Source organism: Bacillus sp. V26 (assembly GCF_034296245.1).
GTDB lineage: Bacteria > Bacillota > Bacilli > Bacillales > Bacillaceae > Bacillus > Bacillus halotolerans.
Window position 1 is genome coordinate 294,405 of sequence record NZ_JAXKQF010000004.1, and the last position, 17,222, is coordinate 311,626.

16 protein-coding genes, 1 tRNA gene, 1 rRNA gene, 1 pseudogene and 2 riboswitches are annotated in these 17,222 nt (G+C 42.6%); of the genes and pseudogenes, 12 read left to right on the forward strand and 7 right to left on the reverse strand.

Annotation, left to right across the window (positions count from 1 at the left end; translation table 11 throughout):
• The first annotated feature begins 60 nt into the window (after positions 1-60).
• Positions 61-891, forward strand: a complete 831-nt coding sequence (locus tag UJ203_RS14795) for an undecaprenyl-diphosphate phosphatase (protein WP_010331630.1) — start codon at positions 61-63, stop codon at positions 889-891.
• A gap of 107 nt (positions 892-998) precedes the next feature.
• Positions 999-1,071: transfer RNA gene (locus UJ203_RS14800), tRNA-Ala, on the forward strand.
• A 203-nt stretch (positions 1,072-1,274) separates the two neighbouring features.
• Here UJ203_RS14800 and UJ203_RS14805 read toward each other — a convergent pair.
• Positions 1,275-1,760, reverse strand: coding sequence for a cysteine dioxygenase family protein (locus UJ203_RS14805; protein ID WP_322011867.1), 486 nt, complete (start codon positions 1,758-1,760; stop codon positions 1,275-1,277).
• 538 nt (positions 1,761-2,298) lie between these two features.
• On the opposite strand from UJ203_RS14805, the gene UJ203_RS14810 reads away from it, so the two are divergent.
• The 3 genes from UJ203_RS14810 to UJ203_RS14820 all read left to right on the forward strand — a co-directional run bounded on the left by UJ203_RS14810 (position 2,299) and on the right by UJ203_RS14820 (position 5,230).
• Positions 2,299-3,861, forward strand: a complete 1,563-nt coding sequence (locus UJ203_RS14810) for an MFS transporter (RefSeq protein ID WP_322011868.1) — start codon at positions 2,299-2,301, stop codon at positions 3,859-3,861.
• Between the two features lie 149 nt (positions 3,862-4,010).
• The gene (locus UJ203_RS14815; protein ID WP_202853321.1) at positions 4,011-4,859 is read left to right on the forward strand and encodes a glucosaminidase domain-containing protein; all 849 of its coding nucleotides are present in this window, start codon (positions 4,011-4,013) and stop codon (positions 4,857-4,859) included.
• A 107-nt stretch (positions 4,860-4,966) separates the two neighbouring features.
• Positions 4,967-5,230, forward strand: a complete 264-nt coding sequence (locus tag UJ203_RS14820) for a YiaA/YiaB family inner membrane protein (RefSeq protein WP_010331626.1) — start codon at positions 4,967-4,969, stop codon at positions 5,228-5,230.
• Between the two features lie 35 nt (positions 5,231-5,265).
• On the opposite strand, the gene UJ203_RS14825 is transcribed toward UJ203_RS14820, so the two are convergent.
• From UJ203_RS14825 to cudC, 4 genes are all read right to left on the reverse strand, one after another.
• A complete protein-coding gene (locus UJ203_RS14825) occupies positions 5,266-6,603 on the reverse strand; it encodes a TrkH family potassium uptake protein (protein ID WP_105991675.1) in 1,338 nt (445 codons plus the stop codon).
• A gap of 6 nt (positions 6,604-6,609) precedes the next feature.
• Entirely contained in the window at positions 6,610-7,278 is a 669-nt protein-coding gene (locus UJ203_RS14830; RefSeq protein WP_024122619.1) for a potassium channel family protein, read from the reverse strand.
• Between the two features lie 71 nt (positions 7,279-7,349).
• Positions 7,350-7,499, reverse strand: a riboswitch (cyclic di-AMP (ydaO/yuaA leader).
• A 158-nt stretch (positions 7,500-7,657) separates the two neighbouring features.
• Complete coding sequence (gene bslA, locus UJ203_RS14835) at positions 7,658-8,203, reverse strand: biofilm surface layer hydrophobin BslA (RefSeq protein WP_322011873.1); 546 nt, start codon at positions 8,201-8,203, stop codon at positions 7,658-7,660.
• 208 nt (positions 8,204-8,411) lie between these two features.
• On the reverse strand, positions 8,412-8,954 hold the full coding sequence (gene cudC, locus UJ203_RS14840; protein ID WP_101864220.1) for a choline uptake/conversion transcriptional regulator CudC: 543 nt from the start codon (positions 8,952-8,954) through the stop codon (positions 8,412-8,414).
• A gap of 200 nt (positions 8,955-9,154) precedes the next feature.
• On the opposite strand from cudC, the gene betB reads away from it, so the two are divergent.
• The 3 genes from betB to UJ203_RS14855 all read left to right on the forward strand — a co-directional run bounded on the left by betB (position 9,155) and on the right by UJ203_RS14855 (position 12,518).
• Positions 9,155-10,627, forward strand: coding sequence for a betaine-aldehyde dehydrogenase (gene betB / locus UJ203_RS14845; protein WP_095713946.1), 1,473 nt, complete (start codon positions 9,155-9,157; stop codon positions 10,625-10,627).
• A gap of 14 nt (positions 10,628-10,641) precedes the next feature.
• Positions 10,642-11,850 carry a choline dehydrogenase gene (gene gbsB, locus UJ203_RS14850; protein ID WP_024122615.1) on the forward strand — a complete coding sequence of 403 codons (1,209 nt, stop codon included), beginning with the start codon at positions 10,642-10,644 and terminating at the stop codon, positions 11,848-11,850.
• 89 nt (positions 11,851-11,939) lie between these two features.
• The gene (locus tag UJ203_RS14855) at positions 11,940-12,518 is read left to right on the forward strand and encodes an MOSC domain-containing protein (RefSeq protein WP_322011875.1); all 579 of its coding nucleotides are present in this window, start codon (positions 11,940-11,942) and stop codon (positions 12,516-12,518) included.
• 5 nt (positions 12,519-12,523) lie between these two features.
• Here the strand turns inward: UJ203_RS14855 and UJ203_RS14860 are convergent, their stop codons facing one another.
• Positions 12,524-13,012 carry a DinB family protein gene (locus UJ203_RS14860; RefSeq protein WP_322011877.1) on the reverse strand — a complete coding sequence of 163 codons (489 nt, stop codon included), beginning with the start codon at positions 13,010-13,012 and terminating at the stop codon, positions 12,524-12,526.
• A 167-nt stretch (positions 13,013-13,179) separates the two neighbouring features.
• Between UJ203_RS14860 and UJ203_RS14865 the strand changes: the two genes are divergently transcribed.
• The 3 genes and pseudogenes from UJ203_RS14865 (at position 13,180) to UJ203_RS14875 (ending at position 15,802) form a co-directional block, all read left to right on the forward strand.
• Positions 13,180-13,704 (forward strand): hypothetical protein, encoded by a 525-nt coding sequence (locus UJ203_RS14865; RefSeq protein WP_322011879.1) that lies wholly within the window; start codon positions 13,180-13,182, stop codon positions 13,702-13,704.
• 18 nt (positions 13,705-13,722) lie between these two features.
• The gene (gene floT, locus UJ203_RS14870) at positions 13,723-15,252 is read left to right on the forward strand and encodes a flotillin lipid rafts scaffold protein FloT (RefSeq protein ID WP_105955439.1); all 1,530 of its coding nucleotides are present in this window, start codon (positions 13,723-13,725) and stop codon (positions 15,250-15,252) included.
• Between the two features lie 26 nt (positions 15,253-15,278).
• A pseudogene (locus tag UJ203_RS14875) lies at positions 15,279-15,802 on the forward strand (GNAT family N-acetyltransferase).
• Positions 15,803-15,842: 40 nt separating this feature from the next.
• Here UJ203_RS14875 and thiT read toward each other — a convergent pair.
• Positions 15,843-16,421 carry an energy-coupled thiamine transporter ThiT gene (gene thiT / locus UJ203_RS14880; RefSeq protein ID WP_322011881.1) on the reverse strand — a complete coding sequence of 193 codons (579 nt, stop codon included), beginning with the start codon at positions 16,419-16,421 and terminating at the stop codon, positions 15,843-15,845.
• Between the two features lie 100 nt (positions 16,422-16,521).
• Positions 16,522-16,623, reverse strand: a riboswitch (TPP riboswitch).
• Positions 16,624-17,096: 473 nt separating this feature from the next.
• On the opposite strand from thiT, the gene UJ203_RS14885 reads away from it, so the two are divergent.
• Positions 17,097-17,222: ribosomal RNA gene (locus UJ203_RS14885) — 16S ribosomal RNA — on the forward strand; the annotation flags it as partial.

Genomic DNA, 17,222 nt, shown 5'->3' on the forward strand with positions numbered 1-17,222 from the left:
CCATTTATGGAAGGCTCCCGTTATGTAAAAAATAAATGTCTAATGGGGAGAATTAAAATCATGACTCTATGGGAATTGTTTGTAGCTGCTATTTTAGGAATCGTAGAAGGATTAACAGAGTACGCACCGGTTTCTTCGACAGGACATATGATTATAGTAGACGATATCTGGCTTAAATCAGGCAGTCTCATGTCTGAAGAAGCAGCCAACTCATTTAAAGTTGTCATTCAGCTTGGCTCTATTTTAGCGGTTGCGATCGTGTTTAAAGACAGGATTTTGAATTTGCTTGGCTTGAAAAAAAATATCACGAGTGACCAAGAGCATGGTCACAAATTAAGCATTGCCCAAATCGCAGTAGGACTTGTGCCTGCCGCGGTTCTCGGGTTTTTGTTTGAGGATTATATTGATGAATATTTATTTTCAGTCCGCACCGTGGCCATTGGCTTAATTGCCGGGGCAGTTTTAATGCTTGCAGCCGATTGGATTAATAAACGGAAAGAAACGACAGACACCCTAGACCGTATTTCATATAAGCAGGCGATCGGCGTCGGTTTATTCCAATGTCTTGCCCTTTGGCCGGGTTTTTCACGCTCCGGCTCAACGATTTCCGGGGGCGTTATTCTCGGATTGAATCACCGTGCGGCAGCCGATTTCACATTCATTATGGCAATGCCGATTATGATGGGAGCCAGCACCTTAAGCCTAGTGAAACACTGGGACAGCTTAAGCTCCGATTTAATGCCGTTTTTTATCGTCGGCTTTATCTGTGCCTTTGTTGTTGCGCTGTTTGTGGTCCGTTTCTTCCTAAGACTGATTAACAAAATCAAACTTGTTCCGTTTGCAATCTACCGAATCATTCTCGGCGTGATTTTACTTTTGTTTATGATGTAAATCGAAAAATAAGGCTCCGGAAAGGGCCTTATTTTTTTCTGTCAATTAGAAAGGAACAGCTTGTTTTTCAAAAAAAAATCATCTATAATAAACATGACGTTACATACGGGGCCATAGCTCAGCTGGGAGAGCGCTACGCTGGCAGCGTAGAGGTCAGGGGTTCGAGCCCCCTTGGCTCCATACCTGTAAACCCTTATTCTATAAGGGTTTTTTTGTTTTTAATAGAAAGGGTTCATTGTTGAACCCTTCTGTTGATCCGAAATCATATGTCCCCAGGAGCATTTCATAAACTAATGATAAAGTCAGATATTCCTTCGTTAGGCTCCTGCGTTTGAAAAATGACATATTACAATTTAATCAAGTAAAGCAGTTCAGGCTGTAAATCATGAATTTTCCAATACACCATTTTGTTCTTCAAAGACCATCATGTCTTCCAAAGGGGGTGAGTAAACATGAAGAGACACCATTCGTTCGGAAGTCGTATTGGACATTTTGTGAATTAAACCTTTGGTTGAAATAAGACATTCTCCTTTGTGGACAAAATATGAATTGGAGAGTTCTGCATGATCGCCGGTTGAGCGATAAATAGAATTGAGAAGTTTTCCTTCTAACACCATTGCACAACCAATGGATTGACCATGATCGTGGACTGCTGTCTCCTTGTTTGGGGGAATGTTAATCACGATAATTTCTAATTCATTGTTTCTATAGATGGCATTTCGGCCGTAAGCGTACTGGTCTGGTTCCTTTATATATGGTTGACTCAATGTTGACGCGTTTGGAATTTGTTTTAAGGAAGCTGCCAAATCTTTAACCGATGGGTTTTTCAAGCCGCTAAAAATTTCTTCGATACACTCATACAGTTCCATTCGTTTTTACCTCCCGGATCATTTAAAATTTCCTGACATTGGTATTTCGCAGATTAGTTCATGATATTTACCCATAGACAATTTAGAGGCGGCAAACGCCTAGTGAACAAAAAAATGTGCGGTCAACATGTTGTTCTTATCACCAACTTATTCGGGTTGATTAGTTTGAATTTTGATGAAAACAGTGAATTGAAAGGTGCCGTCATTACCCAAGCGAAGACCGATAGGATTACTTTTAAAACGGCTTACTTTAAATCGCTTAAGGGAGCAGGCAGGGACTCATAATTCACGATATCGGGCAAAAGCCGTTCAGGTTTTTGATTTGTGCTTGAAATTTGCGCCATTGACAAAACACAATCGGTTTGGAATAATGTTTGAGTATATGCTCATTTTTTCACATATTATCATAAAATAATATCATTTCCCATGATGGGGAGAGAATCCGAATGAAAGCTAATGGCATGCAAAATCTATTAGCTTCTTTTGTTTTCAAAAAATGATATGTTTCGTATGTATTCATATAGGAAGGAATGACAACATGAAGACAAAACACTATTGGGTGATTTCTTTGCTCGCTGTTTTAGCGGTCGGGCCGGGATTGATGTCTAACACGGCATTGTCGTCAGTTCAAGGCCTTGTTCAGAAGACGGTTGGAACAAGTGACTTCACATCAGTAAATCCAATATTGATCGGCAATATGGCCGTCGCTTTATTAGTTCCGGCAGGACCGCTGCTAAGGAAAAAATTCGGTGCCCGTCCGATCTATCTGGCTTCATTACCCGTTTTTATACTTGGCTCACTGCTCTTCGCATTTTCAAGCGATATTGCCTGGATGGCGGCAGGGCGCTTTTTACAGGGAGCGGCTACAGGTGTCATGCTGATGATTATGATTCCGATGCTTGTTCTGTCATTTCCGATTGACCGGCGGAATTACGCACTACTGGTGCTTATCGGCGGGTTCTATGGCTCTGTTATTATCGGTTCGATTTTAGGAACGATCGCGTTGAGCTACGGCCACTGGAGATGGCTGTTTTTTACCTTTGGCACACTGTCTTTGATCGGCATCGCGGTGAGTTATTTCTTTCTCTATGATGAGCATCATGGGGGATCAGAAAAGGAACAGTCATCACTCGACAAAGCAGGGATCATTTTATCTGTATGCGTGGCCGCAGCCTCAGCGTTTACATTCATTTTTCTGCAAAAATGGGGCTTTTCATCAGGTTATGTACGGGCTGGTTTTGGGATTGCTTTATGTTTGCTCCTCATTCTGTTATTTGTAGAATATAAGGTGAAAAACCCTTTCATCTCTATTAAACAGATGCTGCTGCCTAAACCTGTGCTCGGTTTATTTATCATAGCGGCAGGAACGATAACGGTAGCTGTCAGCCTGGCAGCTTTTCAAGGCTTGCTTCGTCAAATGTATGATATATCCCGAGATCATCTCATTCTTTTAAACATGACTCTATTGATTGGAGTGGCCATCGCAGCTATTGCGAGTGCTCTGTTATATGATAAAGTCGGACCAGGGATGCTGGGGATTATAGGTTCTCTCATTCTCGTTTTTGTGAATGTTCAATGGCTTCATATGCAGTATCAATCGTCTCTCTATGTGTTTGCGGCGCTGTTCATCATGCTGACAGCAGGAACCGGCCTGACGGTCGCAGCAGGACTAATGGGAGCCGCTATGGGCGGCCCGCTTCCTGATTTGGTCAAAAGAATGACAGCTGTTCAGTTTTTAAGATTGTTTGTCTATATGGGTGTGCCTATTCTGATCGGCTATTTCACGAAAAAGGATGCTGCCAGACAAAACGGATCGATGCAGGATGCTATGATGACTGCCTATCATGATCTTTTTTTGATTTCTTTTATCCTGAGCGTGCTACTCGTTTGTTTATCGTTTTGTATGAACGCCACCGGAATGGGGCACAAGCTGGCTCATAAGCCTCATGATAAAGGAAAACCCGCTCCGGAAAAACCGGCTGTTTTCGCACATGGACTGACAAAGGCTGCCGTAAAATCTCATAAAGTCATACATGATCAAGAATATCGTGATGCGCTCAGACATTTTAAACAGCACAGTCTTACAAAAATAGATACATGATCACTGCCTTTCCCTTGATGGGAAAGGCTTTTGTGTGTTCTCTCTCAAACTTTATCCCTAAAGAATTGAAAAATATTAGAAGTACAAGTAAAATTCTTAAAGGTAGATTCTTTTACACTCGTAATCTTTTAAATCGAAGGAAGGTTTTCATGGCCCGTAAAAAACTGAAAAAACGTAGACTCTTCACCTCTCTATTTTTCGTTGTATCGATTCCGCTAGCCTTGTTTGTTTTAGCGACAACTCTTTCAAAGCCAATTGAAACATCCAAAGAACCTGAAGAAATTGATGAACAGCAAGTATTTATTGACAGCCTTTCCGGACATGCTCAAATTTTATATGAAAAATATCATGTCCTTCCCAGCATAACGATAGCTCAGGCCATACTCGAATCTGACTGGGGAAACAGCGAGCTTGCCTCTAAAGCCAACAACCTGTTTGGCGTAAAAGGAAATTATAAAGGACATCACGTCACCATGGATACAGATGAATTTGAAAAAGGGGAAAGAAAAACGATTCGCGCGAAATTCCGCAAATACAGCACGTTTTTTGAATCAATGGATGATCATGCCAAATTATTTGTCCAAGGCACATCGTGGAATAAAAAGAAGTATAAGCCGGTGCTTGAAGCTGAGGATTATAAAGAAGCAGCAGGCGCTCTTCAAACATCAGGCTATGCCACAGACCCGGAATATGCTGACAAAATCAGCGCCATTGTGGAAAAGTACGATTTAGATGAATACGATGAGGTGAATCCATCTCTGAAATCTGTGGATTTAAAAGGCTCCATCAAAGACAGCGCCGTTCAAGATGTATGGTCTAAGCCTTCTACTGATGATCAATCCATTAAGCTGACCTCTGCGCAATCTTACGTTGGCAAGGATATAAAGGTTGTATCTAAAAAACAGAAAGGCCAGTCCGTATGGTACCAATTCCAAGTCAATAATAAACTGGTCGGCTGGATTGATGACTCAGCTGTTGAAATAAAGGAAGCAACCTGAGCCGTTTTTCCTGGTATTTTTATTTTTTTGTTCCATTCAGGGGAATTTGAGGTATAATATTCCACGGAAGTTATCACTTAATAACTATGCTTCAGGAGGGAACAAAGGTGCAGAAATATAGACGGAGAAACACGGTTGCCTTTACTGTATTAGCTTATTTCACTTTTTTTGCGGGAGTATTTTTGTTTTGTATCGGACTCTATAACGCTGATAATCTCGAACTCAATGAAAAAGGCTACTACATTGCAGTGATGATCCTTGTAGCGGTTGGCGCGATCCTTACACAAAAAGTGACGCGTGATAACGCAGAAGATAATGATATCATCGCGGAGCAGGAAAAAAGACAAAATCAATCTCATATTGAATCATAAAAAATCCGGCATGTAATATGCCGGATTTTTTTACATCACCCAGTAAACACCTCGCCGTCAGGGTAACGAATATTTGATTTTTCTGTTTTTGCAAATGAAAAAACAAACGTCAACGGACCGATTCTTCCGATGAACATAATCGCAATAATGATACATTTCCCCGCTGTTGTCAGTTCGGGAGTCAGCCCCATTGTCAGTCCGACCGTTCCGAAAGCGGAAAAGGTTTCAAAAACAATCTGAATAAAAGGCGCTTGTTCAGTAATGGTCAATGCGAAAATCCCTATAAAGACGATGAACAAACTGATAACACTGACTGCTAAGGCCTTAATAATGATCGGATATTTTATGGTCCGGCGGAAAATAACAGTTTCTTTATGACCTCTTAAATAAGCGATGACAGACATCAAAATCACAAGAAAAGTAGTCAGCTTAATACCGCTCGCTGTTGAAGCGCTCCCCGCTCCGATAAACATCAACAGCAGGACAAATACAATGGTGCCTTCTCTCATGCTGCCAAAATCCACAGAGTTGAAGCCCGCGGTTCTCGGCGTCACTGCCTGAAAATACGAAGCCCACAGTTTATCTGGCAAATGTAAGGAACCAAGCGTGCCGGGGTTGCTGTACTCTAAAATAAAGATAATCAGTGTGGCAGCAATGTTTAAAATGAACGTTCCCGCTAGCATCAGTTTCGTATGTAATGAAAAGGCTTTGAAACGCCGATTTTTCAGGATGTCAAAAAGCACTGTAAACCCGATGCCCCCTGTGATAAACAAGAAAGTAATGACAAGGTTGACTGCAGGATCACCAACGTAGCTCATTAAATTATCCGGCCATAAAGAAAAACCGGCATTGTTAAAAGCCGATATTGCATGAAACACACTGGCAAACAATCCGGATGCCCAGCCATACTGGGGCACAAGCCGGATGGATAAGATCAGGGCGGCGATCAATTCGATACTGATTGAAAATAGAAACAGGACTTTGACAAGGCCTATCACGCCGCCGATTGTCGGCTGGTTTAAGGCTTCCCGGACCAGCATTCGTTCTTTCAATCCGATTTTTTTTCCTAAAATCATGACGATCAGAACAGCAAATGTCATAAAGCCAAGCCCGCCGACTTGAATCAGACCCATGATGACAGTTTGCCCGAACACCGTAAATTCTGTCCCAGTGTCAACAACTGCAAGCCCGGTAACAGTTGTAGCAGAAGCCGCTGTAAAAAGGGCATCTATCCATGACAACGGCTTCGCAGTAGAAATCGGGAGCTTTAACAAAAGAGAGCCAATAATAATAGTAAGAAAAAAACCAATCGCAAGCACTTGCGGGGGAGAAAAACGAACCCACTTGATTACAGTTTCCTTATGAAGTCCCACCTTTGTCTACATCCCTTCGTTTTCGAAGCGTTTAATATCTTTTTTGTGGCCCATCATCACCAGGCAGTCTTGTTCGTAAATCACCTCTTCCGGTGCAGGAGAAAGGCGAACATCTCCATTATGTTTAATTGCCAGGATGGTACATCCGTACTTCGCTCTAACATTCAGATCATGAATGGATTTGGAATTCAGCTTTCGTGTTGCCAGCAGCTCAACAATACTGTAATCATCAGATAAGTCGATATAATTTAAGACATTTTCATCAGAGAGACTTTGTGCGATTTTGACGCCCATATCCTTTTCCGGATGAATAATACGGTCGGCGCCGATTTTTTCCAGAACCTTATGGTGATAATAATTTTGAGCTTTCACCCAAATATTTGGAATGTGAAGCTCTTTTAATAACAAAGTGGTCAGTGTGCTCGCTTGAATATTCGCCCCTATAGCCACGACGACATATTCAAAATTACGAATTCCCAGTGAAAGCAATTCGTTTTCTTCAGTGGCATTGGCAATGACCGCATGGGTTGCGTAGGAAGCGAAGGCATTGACCTTTTCTTCGTTAATATCAATGGCAAGGACCTCATGGCCCATTCTGTGCAGCTCTTTGCAAATGCTTCCGCCGAACCGTCCAAGCCCGATTACTGCAAATTGCTTGTTTTTTATTCTTCCCAATGTTCAAGACTCCCTTAATAAAATTAGCGTTTTGAAGTAAAAAAGACCATTACAAAGAATGGTCAAAATAGACCTCCTCTCTGTATACGCCTACGAGGTTAGCTGTCGGATTAGGGATTCAGAGTACCCCTTCTTACTAAGTAAGATTCACCCCAAGGCCGTTTTGTGAAACAGCCAATCATTGGTTTCCCCGTTCGTGTTTGATTAAGCGGTAAAAGAGACTTTATGAAATTGAACACTCAAGAATTTACTCCTGTTTCTAGTGTTTGTCAATTTAAATTTAATACAAGTGAAAAGGTAACTGGAAATAGAGGGAAGAGGGAGAGGAAAAGGAGTCAAAAAACGTAAAAAAGACCGGCGTTAAGCCGGTCCTCTGTGATTATTTACAGCCGCATGGCTGAGTCGGAGGTGTGCTGCGCTTAGCCACTTCGATGCTGGCTTCCGCGTAAAATTTATTTCCGATGCTCAGTGATTTGTTCTCTGCACGGAAAGTATATGTACCAGCGGCAGGAAGCGTTTTGTTATTCAGTTTTAACTTGAATTCACCAGCGCCTAATAAATCAAGAGCCAGAGGTACCCTTACTGTTTTACCGTTATTGAGGATCTGTGTTTCGCGCAATGCATTTCCGTTCATCGTATCTTTTGTATTTGCTGTAAATCCGCTTGGCAATGTAAATTCCATCACGCCAAGGCTGAGAAGCGTGTTTGGACGGTATGTCAATTCGATATCAGAGAAAGACCATTCTGTTTTGCTCGCTCCTTTAATTGTTGCAAACAATGAAGCTGTTGATTGGGCTCTCATCGTAGACTCAGTATGAGCAGAAGATGACTTAGATTCAGCTGCAAAAGAAGCTGAAGGTGCAGAAACGAGTAAACCGAGACTTAATACACTGATGGTCAAAGAAGATAATAACTTGCGTTTCATAATAAAAATTCCCCCTAATAAGTGATAAAGATTAAAGGCCTGCCTCTGCTTTCCACCTCCTCTTAAAAGGCCAAATACAAATTTTACCTACATAAAATTACCATCAAATAAAATGGAAGTAAATGGGGTGTTTTTCCCGTATTTTTCAAATTTGTAGTAAATATAGCGGAAAAACAAAAAAACGTCCGGTTTTCCAGACGTTTTTCGATTATTTTGTTTCAATTGGTATAAATTTAAAAATCTCTCCGCTCTGCACCGATTCAGCGAGACGTTTCAGCCAATCGTAGTAGGCTTTAGAACTTTCCAGCTGCTCGTATAAACGCTGCGCTTCATTCTTCGTTTCCTCATTGAGTTCTTCCTTATGCAATACCTCTTGTAAATCAGCCTGAGCCTCCTCAATTGCTGATACATTCACCTGAACTTCCCTTTCCCATTTTGGCGGAAAGAAATTTGTGAAAAATTTAAAGAAATCTTTTTCAGCTACAAATGTGTGCTTGCGGATGCCTCGGTGAAATGTCTTTTTCACGACATTTAAATCCTGAAGCTTTTTGACACCCGTGCTCATGCTGGGCTTGCTCATTTGCAGCTCCTCACGCATTTCGTCAAGCGTCATCTCGTCCCGCATGTACATCGTTCCATATAATATCCCGACACTTCGGGTAATTCCGTAAAGATCCATTGTTTCAGCAATGGAGTCAATAACAAGATCCCGTGCCTGTTCTATAGCTGCAAATTCTGGATTTTCATCCATACTGACCCTCTTTTCCTTTAGAAAATTAAATTTGTTAAGTCATTTCTTTATGTTCTTTATCTTAACGAAACCTAGAGAAAAGTCAAAATGAAAAATCACAATTAGGGCTTTGACAGTTTAAAAACCTTATGTTAGATTAAGGTTGTTAAAAACATTAAATTTTTATTTAACAAACTTTATTTTCGTCAAGGAGGACTTAGATGAGTCAAACATTATACATTGACGGTGAATGGATCAGTGCCGAAAAAGGGCAGGTCCGCAGTATTATTAATCCATTTAATCAAGAAGAAATTGCAACAGTTAGCGAGGGCGGGCGTGAGGATGCCGTTAAAGCAATCGCCGCTGCACGAAGAGCTTTTGACGCAGGAGAGTGGCCTTCTCTTTCAGGGCTTGAACGCGGAAAAATAGTTCTGAAAATTGCGGAATTAATCAGACGCGATCTAGACGAGCTGGCTGAGCTCGAATCCCTTGATACAGGAAAAACACTTGAGGAAAGCAAAGCCGATATGGACGATATCGCCAATGTTTTTCAGTATTATGCTGGTCTGGCAGATAAAGATGGAGGAGAGATCATCTCATCTCCAATCCCTGATTCAGAAAGCAAAATCATCAGAGAGCCAATTGGCGTATGCGGACAAATCACGCCGTGGAATTATCCGCTTCTGCAAGCGAGCTGGAAAATCGCCCCGGCTTTAGCGGCAGGCAATACAATTGTCATGAAGCCGAGTGAGATCACACCGCTGACGACAATGAAAGTCTTTAAGCTGATGGAGGAAGCCGGGGTTCCAAAAGGTGTCGCAAACCTTGTGTTGGGACCGGGCGCCACAGTAGGTGACGAGCTTGCTGTAAACAAAGATGTTGACTTAATTTCGTTTACAGGCGGAATTGAAACAGGCAAAAAAATCATGCGGGCGGCAAGCGGCAACGTTAAAAAAATTGCGCTTGAGCTTGGAGGGAAAAATCCAAATATCGTCTTCAAAGACGCAGACCTGGAAGTCGCGGTTGATCAGGCGCTAAACGCCGTATTTTTCCACGCCGGCCAAGTATGCTCCGCCGGGTCCCGATTGCTTGTAGAAGAAGATATTCATGACCGATTTTTAGCAGAGCTTGTCAAACGGGCGAAACGCATTAAACTCGGAAACGGTTTTCACGAAGAGACAGAAAGCGGTCCGCTTATCTCCGCGGAGCATAGAGCAAAGGTTGAAAAATATGTAGAGATCGGACTGGAAGAAGGGGCAAAACTGGAGACTGGCGGCAAACGTCCGGAAGATCCAGCACTTCAAAACGGTTTTTTCTATGAACCTACCATTTTCTCAAACTGTAAATCTGACATGAGAATTGTTCAGGAAGAAGTATTTGGGCCAGTATTAACAGTCGAAACATTCAGTTCTGAAGAAGAAGTAATCTCACTGGCGAATGATACGATTTACGGATTGGCCGGAGCTGTATGGTCGAAAGATATTGAAAAGTGCGAACGTGTAGCAGCCCGTTTGAGAATGGGAACAGTTTGGATTAACGATTTCCATCCGTACTTTGCGCAGGCGCCATGGGGCGGCTATAAGCAATCCGGATTCGGACGGGAACTTGGAAAAATAGGGCTTGAAGAGTACACAGAAGTCAAACATGTCTATCGCAACACAAAACCGGCAGCGGTTAATTGGTTCAATTCATAAGGGGGAGATTGATTATGACATTAAATATGAAAGTAGAAAGCATGCACAAATTTCACACATTTGAAATTCCGACTGTGATTAAGCACGGAATTGGCGCCATCAACCATGTAGGAAAAGAAGTAGCTGGACTGGGTGTTTCAAAAGCATTGCTTGTTACAGACCCTGGAATTTATAAAGCCGGCGTCGCAGATCCTGTCATCGAGTCATTAAAAGGGGCAGGCATTGAAGTGGTGCTCTTTAATAAAGTGGAGCCAAACCCTCCTGTACGGCTTGTAAATGAAGGTTCTGAGCTTTACAAAAAAGAGAACTGCAACGGCTTGGTGGCAGTCGGAGGCGGAAGCTCCATGGATACAGCGAAGGCCATCGGGGTAGAAGCGACTCACGAGGGAAGCGTACTTGATTATGAAGCAGCCGAAGGAAAGAAACCGCTGGAGAATCGCATTCCTCCGCTTACGACAATTCCGACAACGGCTGGAACAGGCTCAGAGGTGACGCAATGGGCGGTTATTACAGATGAAGAAAGAGAATTCAAATTTAACACAGGCGGTCCGTTGATTGCTGCGCATTTGACTGTGATTGACCCAGAGCTTCACGTCTCAATGCCGCCGCACGTAACAGCAATGACGGGGATCGATGCTCTCGCTCACGCCATTGAGTGCTACACAATGAAATTTGCGCAGCCGATTACAGACGCAGTGGCGTTGATGGCGATTGAATATGCCGCTCACTACATTAAGAGAGCATTTGCTGACGGAGAAGATCTCGAAGCCAGATACGGAATGGCACAGGCTGCTATGCTTGCCGGTCTTTCTTACGGCAGTGAATCAGCGGGTGCTGCTCACGCCATGAGCCAAACACTCGGCGGTATCATCCCGGTCGCTCACGGTCAATGTGTAGCGGCAATGATGGGCCCTGTTATGGAATACAACTGGAAGGGCTATCCGGAGAAATTTGCCCGTATCGCAAAAGCGTTCGGCATTGATACAAGCAATATGACAACAGAAGAAGCTGCAAAAGCATCTGTCAACTGGATGTACGATCTTGTGAAAGAGTTAGAAGTACCGACTTTAGAAGAACAAGGGGTATCGCCGGACATGATCGAGCGCTTGTCAAAAGAAGCAATGAAAGATCCGCAAACCTTCGGAAATCCTAGAGATTTAAATGAGAAAGCATATAACTGGATCTACAAGCGCTGTTTTAATCTTACGCCAAAAACTGTATAATGCGATGATCCCGCTCCTTTACAGAGCGGGATTTTTTTGGATAATTGAACATAAGTGACAATCCTAGAGATGAAGGACGGTGCAAGCTTATGTGGAAACGCATGACCGCAAAAACGGAAGGCTTATATGTTGCAGATACAGATAGCTTTGTAACAAAACAAATGGACAAGCTCGATTTTGATTATGGCGGCATTCCCGGCGACTTACATTTCGGCCTGACAAAAAAAGCTGGGGCCCGAGAGCCAATGTTTTCAAGAGGAACAGAAATTTTTAACCGCAGACAAATTTCAATTGTTTCAACAGAAGAATGTGACGAAATTGCTTTGAAAATGGGAGTCCCGAGTATTTTTCCCGAATGGCTCGGTGCAAATGTTGCAATCAGCGGTATACCTGATTTCACAACATTAAAAGAAGGAAGCCGGCTTATATTTCCGAGCGGCGCCGCTTTACTGTGTGAGGGAGAAAATAATCCGTGTATCCAGCCGGGTGAAGTCATCCAGTCTTATTATCCGGACAAGCCAAAGCTTGCACCGGCTTTTGTCCGCCATGCGTTGGGGATAAGGGGCATTGTATGTATTGTCGAGAGACCTGGTGCCGTGTATGCGGGTGACGAAATAATCGTTCATTCATACCAGCGGAACATCAAACAAAAAGCAGAAAGAGTCTGATTAAATCAGACTCTTTCTATTTTCTCTTTAATTTCTTTGATCTGGCTGAGGTGGCGTTTTTCATGATGGCCGATAAATTCGATCCATTGTCTGACGGTCAGCTCTTGAAACAAGGGATGCGGCAATACTCTCTCAAAATCTTCTTCTTTAAGAGAGGCAATAACAGCTGTCAGTTGCTCCCTTACAACATCAAGCTCCCGTTTCATTTGGCTGCCTGAAATAAAATCATGATCCGGTTCAAGATGGGCCGGCGCTTTCCGTTTATTGCTTCTATCCTGTGCGGCCGTAAGCGGTTTTTCCTCAATCTTCTTAACAGGCGCTTCCTTTACTCGTTCTTTCAGCATGTTTTGGGCGGTCATATCAATTTTCTTCAAATGATCAAGAACTTCCCGTATACTCCATTCATCAGAAGAAGGCTTCTGATTCAGCCTTTCATCGGAAAGTCCTTTTACTTCATTCCATGTTTCTAATCTGGCTTCATTAAAGATACTCATCATATCTCCTCCTGAAAAAACATTACCATATATAAGAGCATTTATCATTTATAAAGTGCTTCGCGGGGAGTATTTATCGAAAAATTTTGAAACCTTTTCCTCTGTATCTCGTATATAAGGTAACGACGGCCGTCGGTTAAAGTAGCAGCTTAGAAAGGATGAGAACATTGGAGTTATACGGTATTCCTGTCCAAACGATTTACCTTTACACCCTTATCATAGCCGGAAGCCTCACGCTGCTATTTTTATTTTTCGGAGATGTGTTTGAAGGGCTGTCCGAAGCTATTCCGTTTTTACACCCGACATTGGTGCTCTCATTTTTCACATTTTTCTCCGCATCTGGATATATAGGTGAAACAGTTTTCCCCCTCTCCAGCCTGATTATTGCTCTATTATCCTGTCTTCTTTCAGTGCTGCTGGTGATATTGCTCCATTTATTTGTGCTTGTCCCTTTATCATCGGCAGAAGAATCATTGACTTATCGGGAAGATGATCTTAGAGGTAGACTCGGAAAAGTCATAACCGCTGTTCCGGTTGATGGATTTGGAGAAGTACTGATTGAAGGGATAGGCGGTACGATTTCAAAATCAGCGATCAGCTTTGAAAATGAACAGATCAGTTACGGAACAGTCGTCTTAGTTGTGGATGTCAAAGACGGAGTTCTTTCAGTTGCTCCGCATGAACCTTTATAAAACAAGGAGGAATGTCATATGACAATGCCGATTATCATCGTCATCGCAGTTGTATTCTTTTTACTCATCGCACTTATAGCGGTATTTATTACAAAATATCGTACGGCAGGGCCTGATGAAGCGTTAATTGTTACAGGAAGCTATCTTGGAAATAAAAATGTTCACGTTGATGAGGGAGGCAACCGCCTGAAGATTGTTCGCGGAGGAGGAACCTTTGTTCTTCCGGTTTTTCAGCAGGCAGAGCCGCTAAGTCTGTTATCAAGCAAACTCGATGTATCGACACCTGAAGTGTATACCGAGCAAGGTGTGCCTGTAATGGCAGACGGAACTGCAATTATTAAAATCGGCGGCTCTATTGGAGAAATCGCCACAGCAGCCGAACAATTTTTAGGAAAGTCAAAAGAAGACCGTGAGCAGGAGGCCCGTGAGGTACTGGAAGGTCACCTCCGCTCCATTCTCGGGTCTATGACAGTAGAAGAAATTTATAAAAACCGCGAAAAATTCTCTCAAGAAGTGCAGCGTGTCGCTTCACAGGATCTTGCGAAGATGGGTCTTGTGATTGTCTCCTTTACCATTAAAGATGTCCGTGATAAAAACGGCTATCTTGAATCACTAGGTAAACCGAGAATTGCGCAGGTAAAACGTGATGCTGACATTGCAACCGCAGAGGCCGATAAAGAAACAAGAATTAAGAGGGCGGAAGCCGATAAAGAAGCCAAAAAATCAGAGCTTGAACGAGCGACGGAAATTGCCGAAGCTGAAAAAATCAATCAGCTTAAAATGGCTGAATACCGGCGAGATCAAGATACAGCAAAAGCCAACGCTGACCAGGCATACGATTTGGAAACAGCCAAAGCACGCCAGCAGGTGACTGAACAGGAAATGCAGGTCAAGATTATAGAACGCCAAAAACAAATTGAATTAGAAGAAAAAGAAATTCTCCGCCGTGAACGCCAGTATGATTCTGAAGTGAAGAAAAAAGCCGATGCAGACCGCTATTCAGTTGAGCAATCTGCCGCTGCTGAAAAAGCCAAACAGCTCGCCCAAGCCGATGCCAAGAAATACAGCATAGAAGCGATGGCGAAGGCTGAAGCTGAAAGGGTCAGAATTGACGGCCTTGCAAAAGCAGAAGCTGAAAAAGCAAAAGGTGAGACAGAGGCTGAGGTTATTCGCTTAAAAGGTCTTGCGGAAGCGGAAGCGAAAGAAAAAATTGCCGCTGCCTTTGAGCAGTACGGTCAGGCTGCGATTTTCGATATGATTGTCAAAATGCTTCCGGAATACGCGAAACAGGTATCAGCACCGCTTTCAAATATTGATAAGATCACCGTTGTTGATACAGGAGGAAACGGTGATTCAAGCGGCGCCAACAAAGTCACAAGCTATGCGACAAATTTAATGTCCAGTCTGCAAGAAAGCTTAAAAGCGTCTTCGGGAATCGACGTAAAAGAAATGATTGAGAACTTTTCAGGAAAAGGCAACATCAAACAGAGCATCAACGAACTGACACATGAATTAAAAGAAACAAAACCTGTTCAAAAATCTGAATAACCATTGCGGAAAGGATTAGAGAATGAATGGTGACTATAAGAGAAGCACGACTAGATGATATAAAGGCCATCGCAAAGGTGCATGTTGACAGCTGGGTGACAACATACAGCGGCATTGTCTCTGCTGAATACTTAAATGGTTTGAACTACAAGGATTTTGAAGCCAAATGGAAAAGCCGTTCATTGAAGGGGGTCTTTGTAGCAGAAGATGAAGAAGGTTCAGTATTCGGCTTTGCATCTTTTGGTCCAATTCGTTCAGAGCAGAGCGGCTATGACGGAGAGTTATATGCCATTTACCTTTTAGAAGAAAAACAGCGGCAAGGTGCAGGCAGAGCGCTTTTGACAAAGGGAACAGATTTTTTGCTTGATCATGGCTTTACGAGCATGTTTGTTTGGGTCGTAGAGGAGAATCCTTCGATTAATTTTTATCAGTCGTTTTCACCTGAAAGAGCAGCCGAGGATAGTTTTGAAATCGCAGGAGAAAGCATGAAAGAAATAGGATTCGGCTGCCGGATCTTGCTTCTTTAAAAAATCTGCTTAACGGAAGATAAAAAACACCCCCCAGCGGAACAGCCGCTGGGGGGTGTTAGATTAAGCTTTTTCAGTTTTCAGCAAGCGTGGAGCTGTCATAAACAATAAACAAAGGACAATCGCACAGATGATGAATGACGGAACCATATAAGTAGCATTATAAGTTAACGAGTAAATCCATACCGGTGTTCCTTTTGGTGCAAAGCTGCCGAAAAATACAGCCCCTGAAATCACGTGTGCAGCATAACGCAGAAAACTGCCGATAAAAACTGCGCAAATAATTGATACGATCAATTTCCCTTTTGCTTTTGATAAGGCGGATTTGCGGACAGCGGAAGCGAAAAAGCCGCTTATGCCAACAACGGCGAACGCTGCAATGTAATCAAGCAACAGCTGAACAGGATGCTGAAGAAATAGATTTCCGATCGCAATTTGAACGAGACCTGTCAATAGACCGGTGGTAAGCCCCGCTTTAACTCCCCAGCGAAAAGAAATCAAAAAAATCGGAATCATCATGATGGATATCGACCCTCCTTGAGGCATACGGAGGAACATTCCGGAAACGATGTCTAAAATGACAGCAGCAGCAGTCATGATTGCAATTTCAATAAGACGTACCAGTTGTCTTGATTGAGCCATAAAAATCCCCTTCCATCGATAGACAATCCAAAAGGACAACAAAAAAGCAGCACGCGGAAGGATGAGGAAAGTTCCACGCACTGCTTTACAATCTGCAATTCATTTGACTTTGCCACATCCCTACGCCAGCGTTAACTAACAGGTTCAAAGGGTCAGAACGAAACCGCTCACTCTCAGCTTTTATGCTCCCCTTGTGGTCATCGGATATTTAGTTCGTTTCTACTATACAAGAAAAAGGTTAAAACAACAAGACGACATTGACTATGGTAAATGTTCTTTATTAGATAAATGTTTTATAAAGCATTAGAAGTTAGATAGAATAAAGAAAGATTACAGTTTTATTGTTTTATAGATTTTTTTTTAAAAACTATTGCAATAAATAATTATAGGTGTTATATTATTAAACGTCGCTGATGAACAGCAGACAAAACAAGAAGCTTAAACAACTTTTAAAAAAAGTTGTTGACAATTAAGGAGCTGAGTGTTATATTAGTAAAGCTGCTTCATCGAGAGTGGTGATGATCTTTGAAAACTAAACAAGACAAAACGTACCTGTTAATTCAAGTTTTATTATAAATCGCACAGCGATGTGCGTAGTCAGTCAAACTGAGGTCTGCACGATGCAGATCACGCAGATGTTGCCACAGGATGTGGTGAACTTAATCTGCGATCCATTTATCGGAGAGTTTGATCCTGGCTCAGGACGAACGCTGGCGGCGTGCCTAATACATGCAAGTCGAGCGGACAGATGGGAGCTTGCTCCCTGATGTTAGCGGCGGACGGGTGAGTAACACGTGGGTA

What these genes read in the sequence shown, in the direction of transcription:
- UJ203_RS14795 (WP_010331630.1), top strand. Translation starts at nt 61, where the DNA reads ATGACTCTATGGGAATTGTTTGTAGCTGCTATTTTAGGAATCGTAGAA.
- UJ203_RS14805 (WP_322011867.1), bottom strand. Translation starts at nt 1,760, where the DNA reads ATGGAACTGTATGAGTGTATCGAAGAAATTTTTAGCGGCTTGAAAAAC.
- UJ203_RS14810 (WP_322011868.1), top strand. Translation starts at nt 2,299, where the DNA reads ATGAAGACAAAACACTATTGGGTGATTTCTTTGCTCGCTGTTTTAGCG.
- UJ203_RS14815 (WP_202853321.1), top strand. Translation starts at nt 4,011, where the DNA reads ATGGCCCGTAAAAAACTGAAAAAACGTAGACTCTTCACCTCTCTATTT.
- bslA (WP_322011873.1), bottom strand. Translation starts at nt 8,203, where the DNA reads ATGAAACGCAAGTTATTATCTTCTTTGACCATCAGTGTATTAAGTCTC.
- cudC (WP_101864220.1), bottom strand. Translation starts at nt 8,954, where the DNA reads ATGGATGAAAATCCAGAATTTGCAGCTATAGAACAGGCACGGGATCTT.
- betB (WP_095713946.1), top strand. Translation starts at nt 9,155, where the DNA reads ATGAGTCAAACATTATACATTGACGGTGAATGGATCAGTGCCGAAAAA.
- gbsB (WP_024122615.1), top strand. Translation starts at nt 10,642, where the DNA reads ATGACATTAAATATGAAAGTAGAAAGCATGCACAAATTTCACACATTT.
- UJ203_RS14855 (WP_322011875.1), top strand. Translation starts at nt 11,940, where the DNA reads ATGTGGAAACGCATGACCGCAAAAACGGAAGGCTTATATGTTGCAGAT.
- UJ203_RS14860 (WP_322011877.1), bottom strand. Translation starts at nt 13,012, where the DNA reads ATGAGTATCTTTAATGAAGCCAGATTAGAAACATGGAATGAAGTAAAA.
- floT (WP_105955439.1), top strand. Translation starts at nt 13,723, where the DNA reads ATGACAATGCCGATTATCATCGTCATCGCAGTTGTATTCTTTTTACTC.
- thiT (WP_322011881.1), bottom strand. Translation starts at nt 16,421, where the DNA reads ATGGCTCAATCAAGACAACTGGTACGTCTTATTGAAATTGCAATCATG.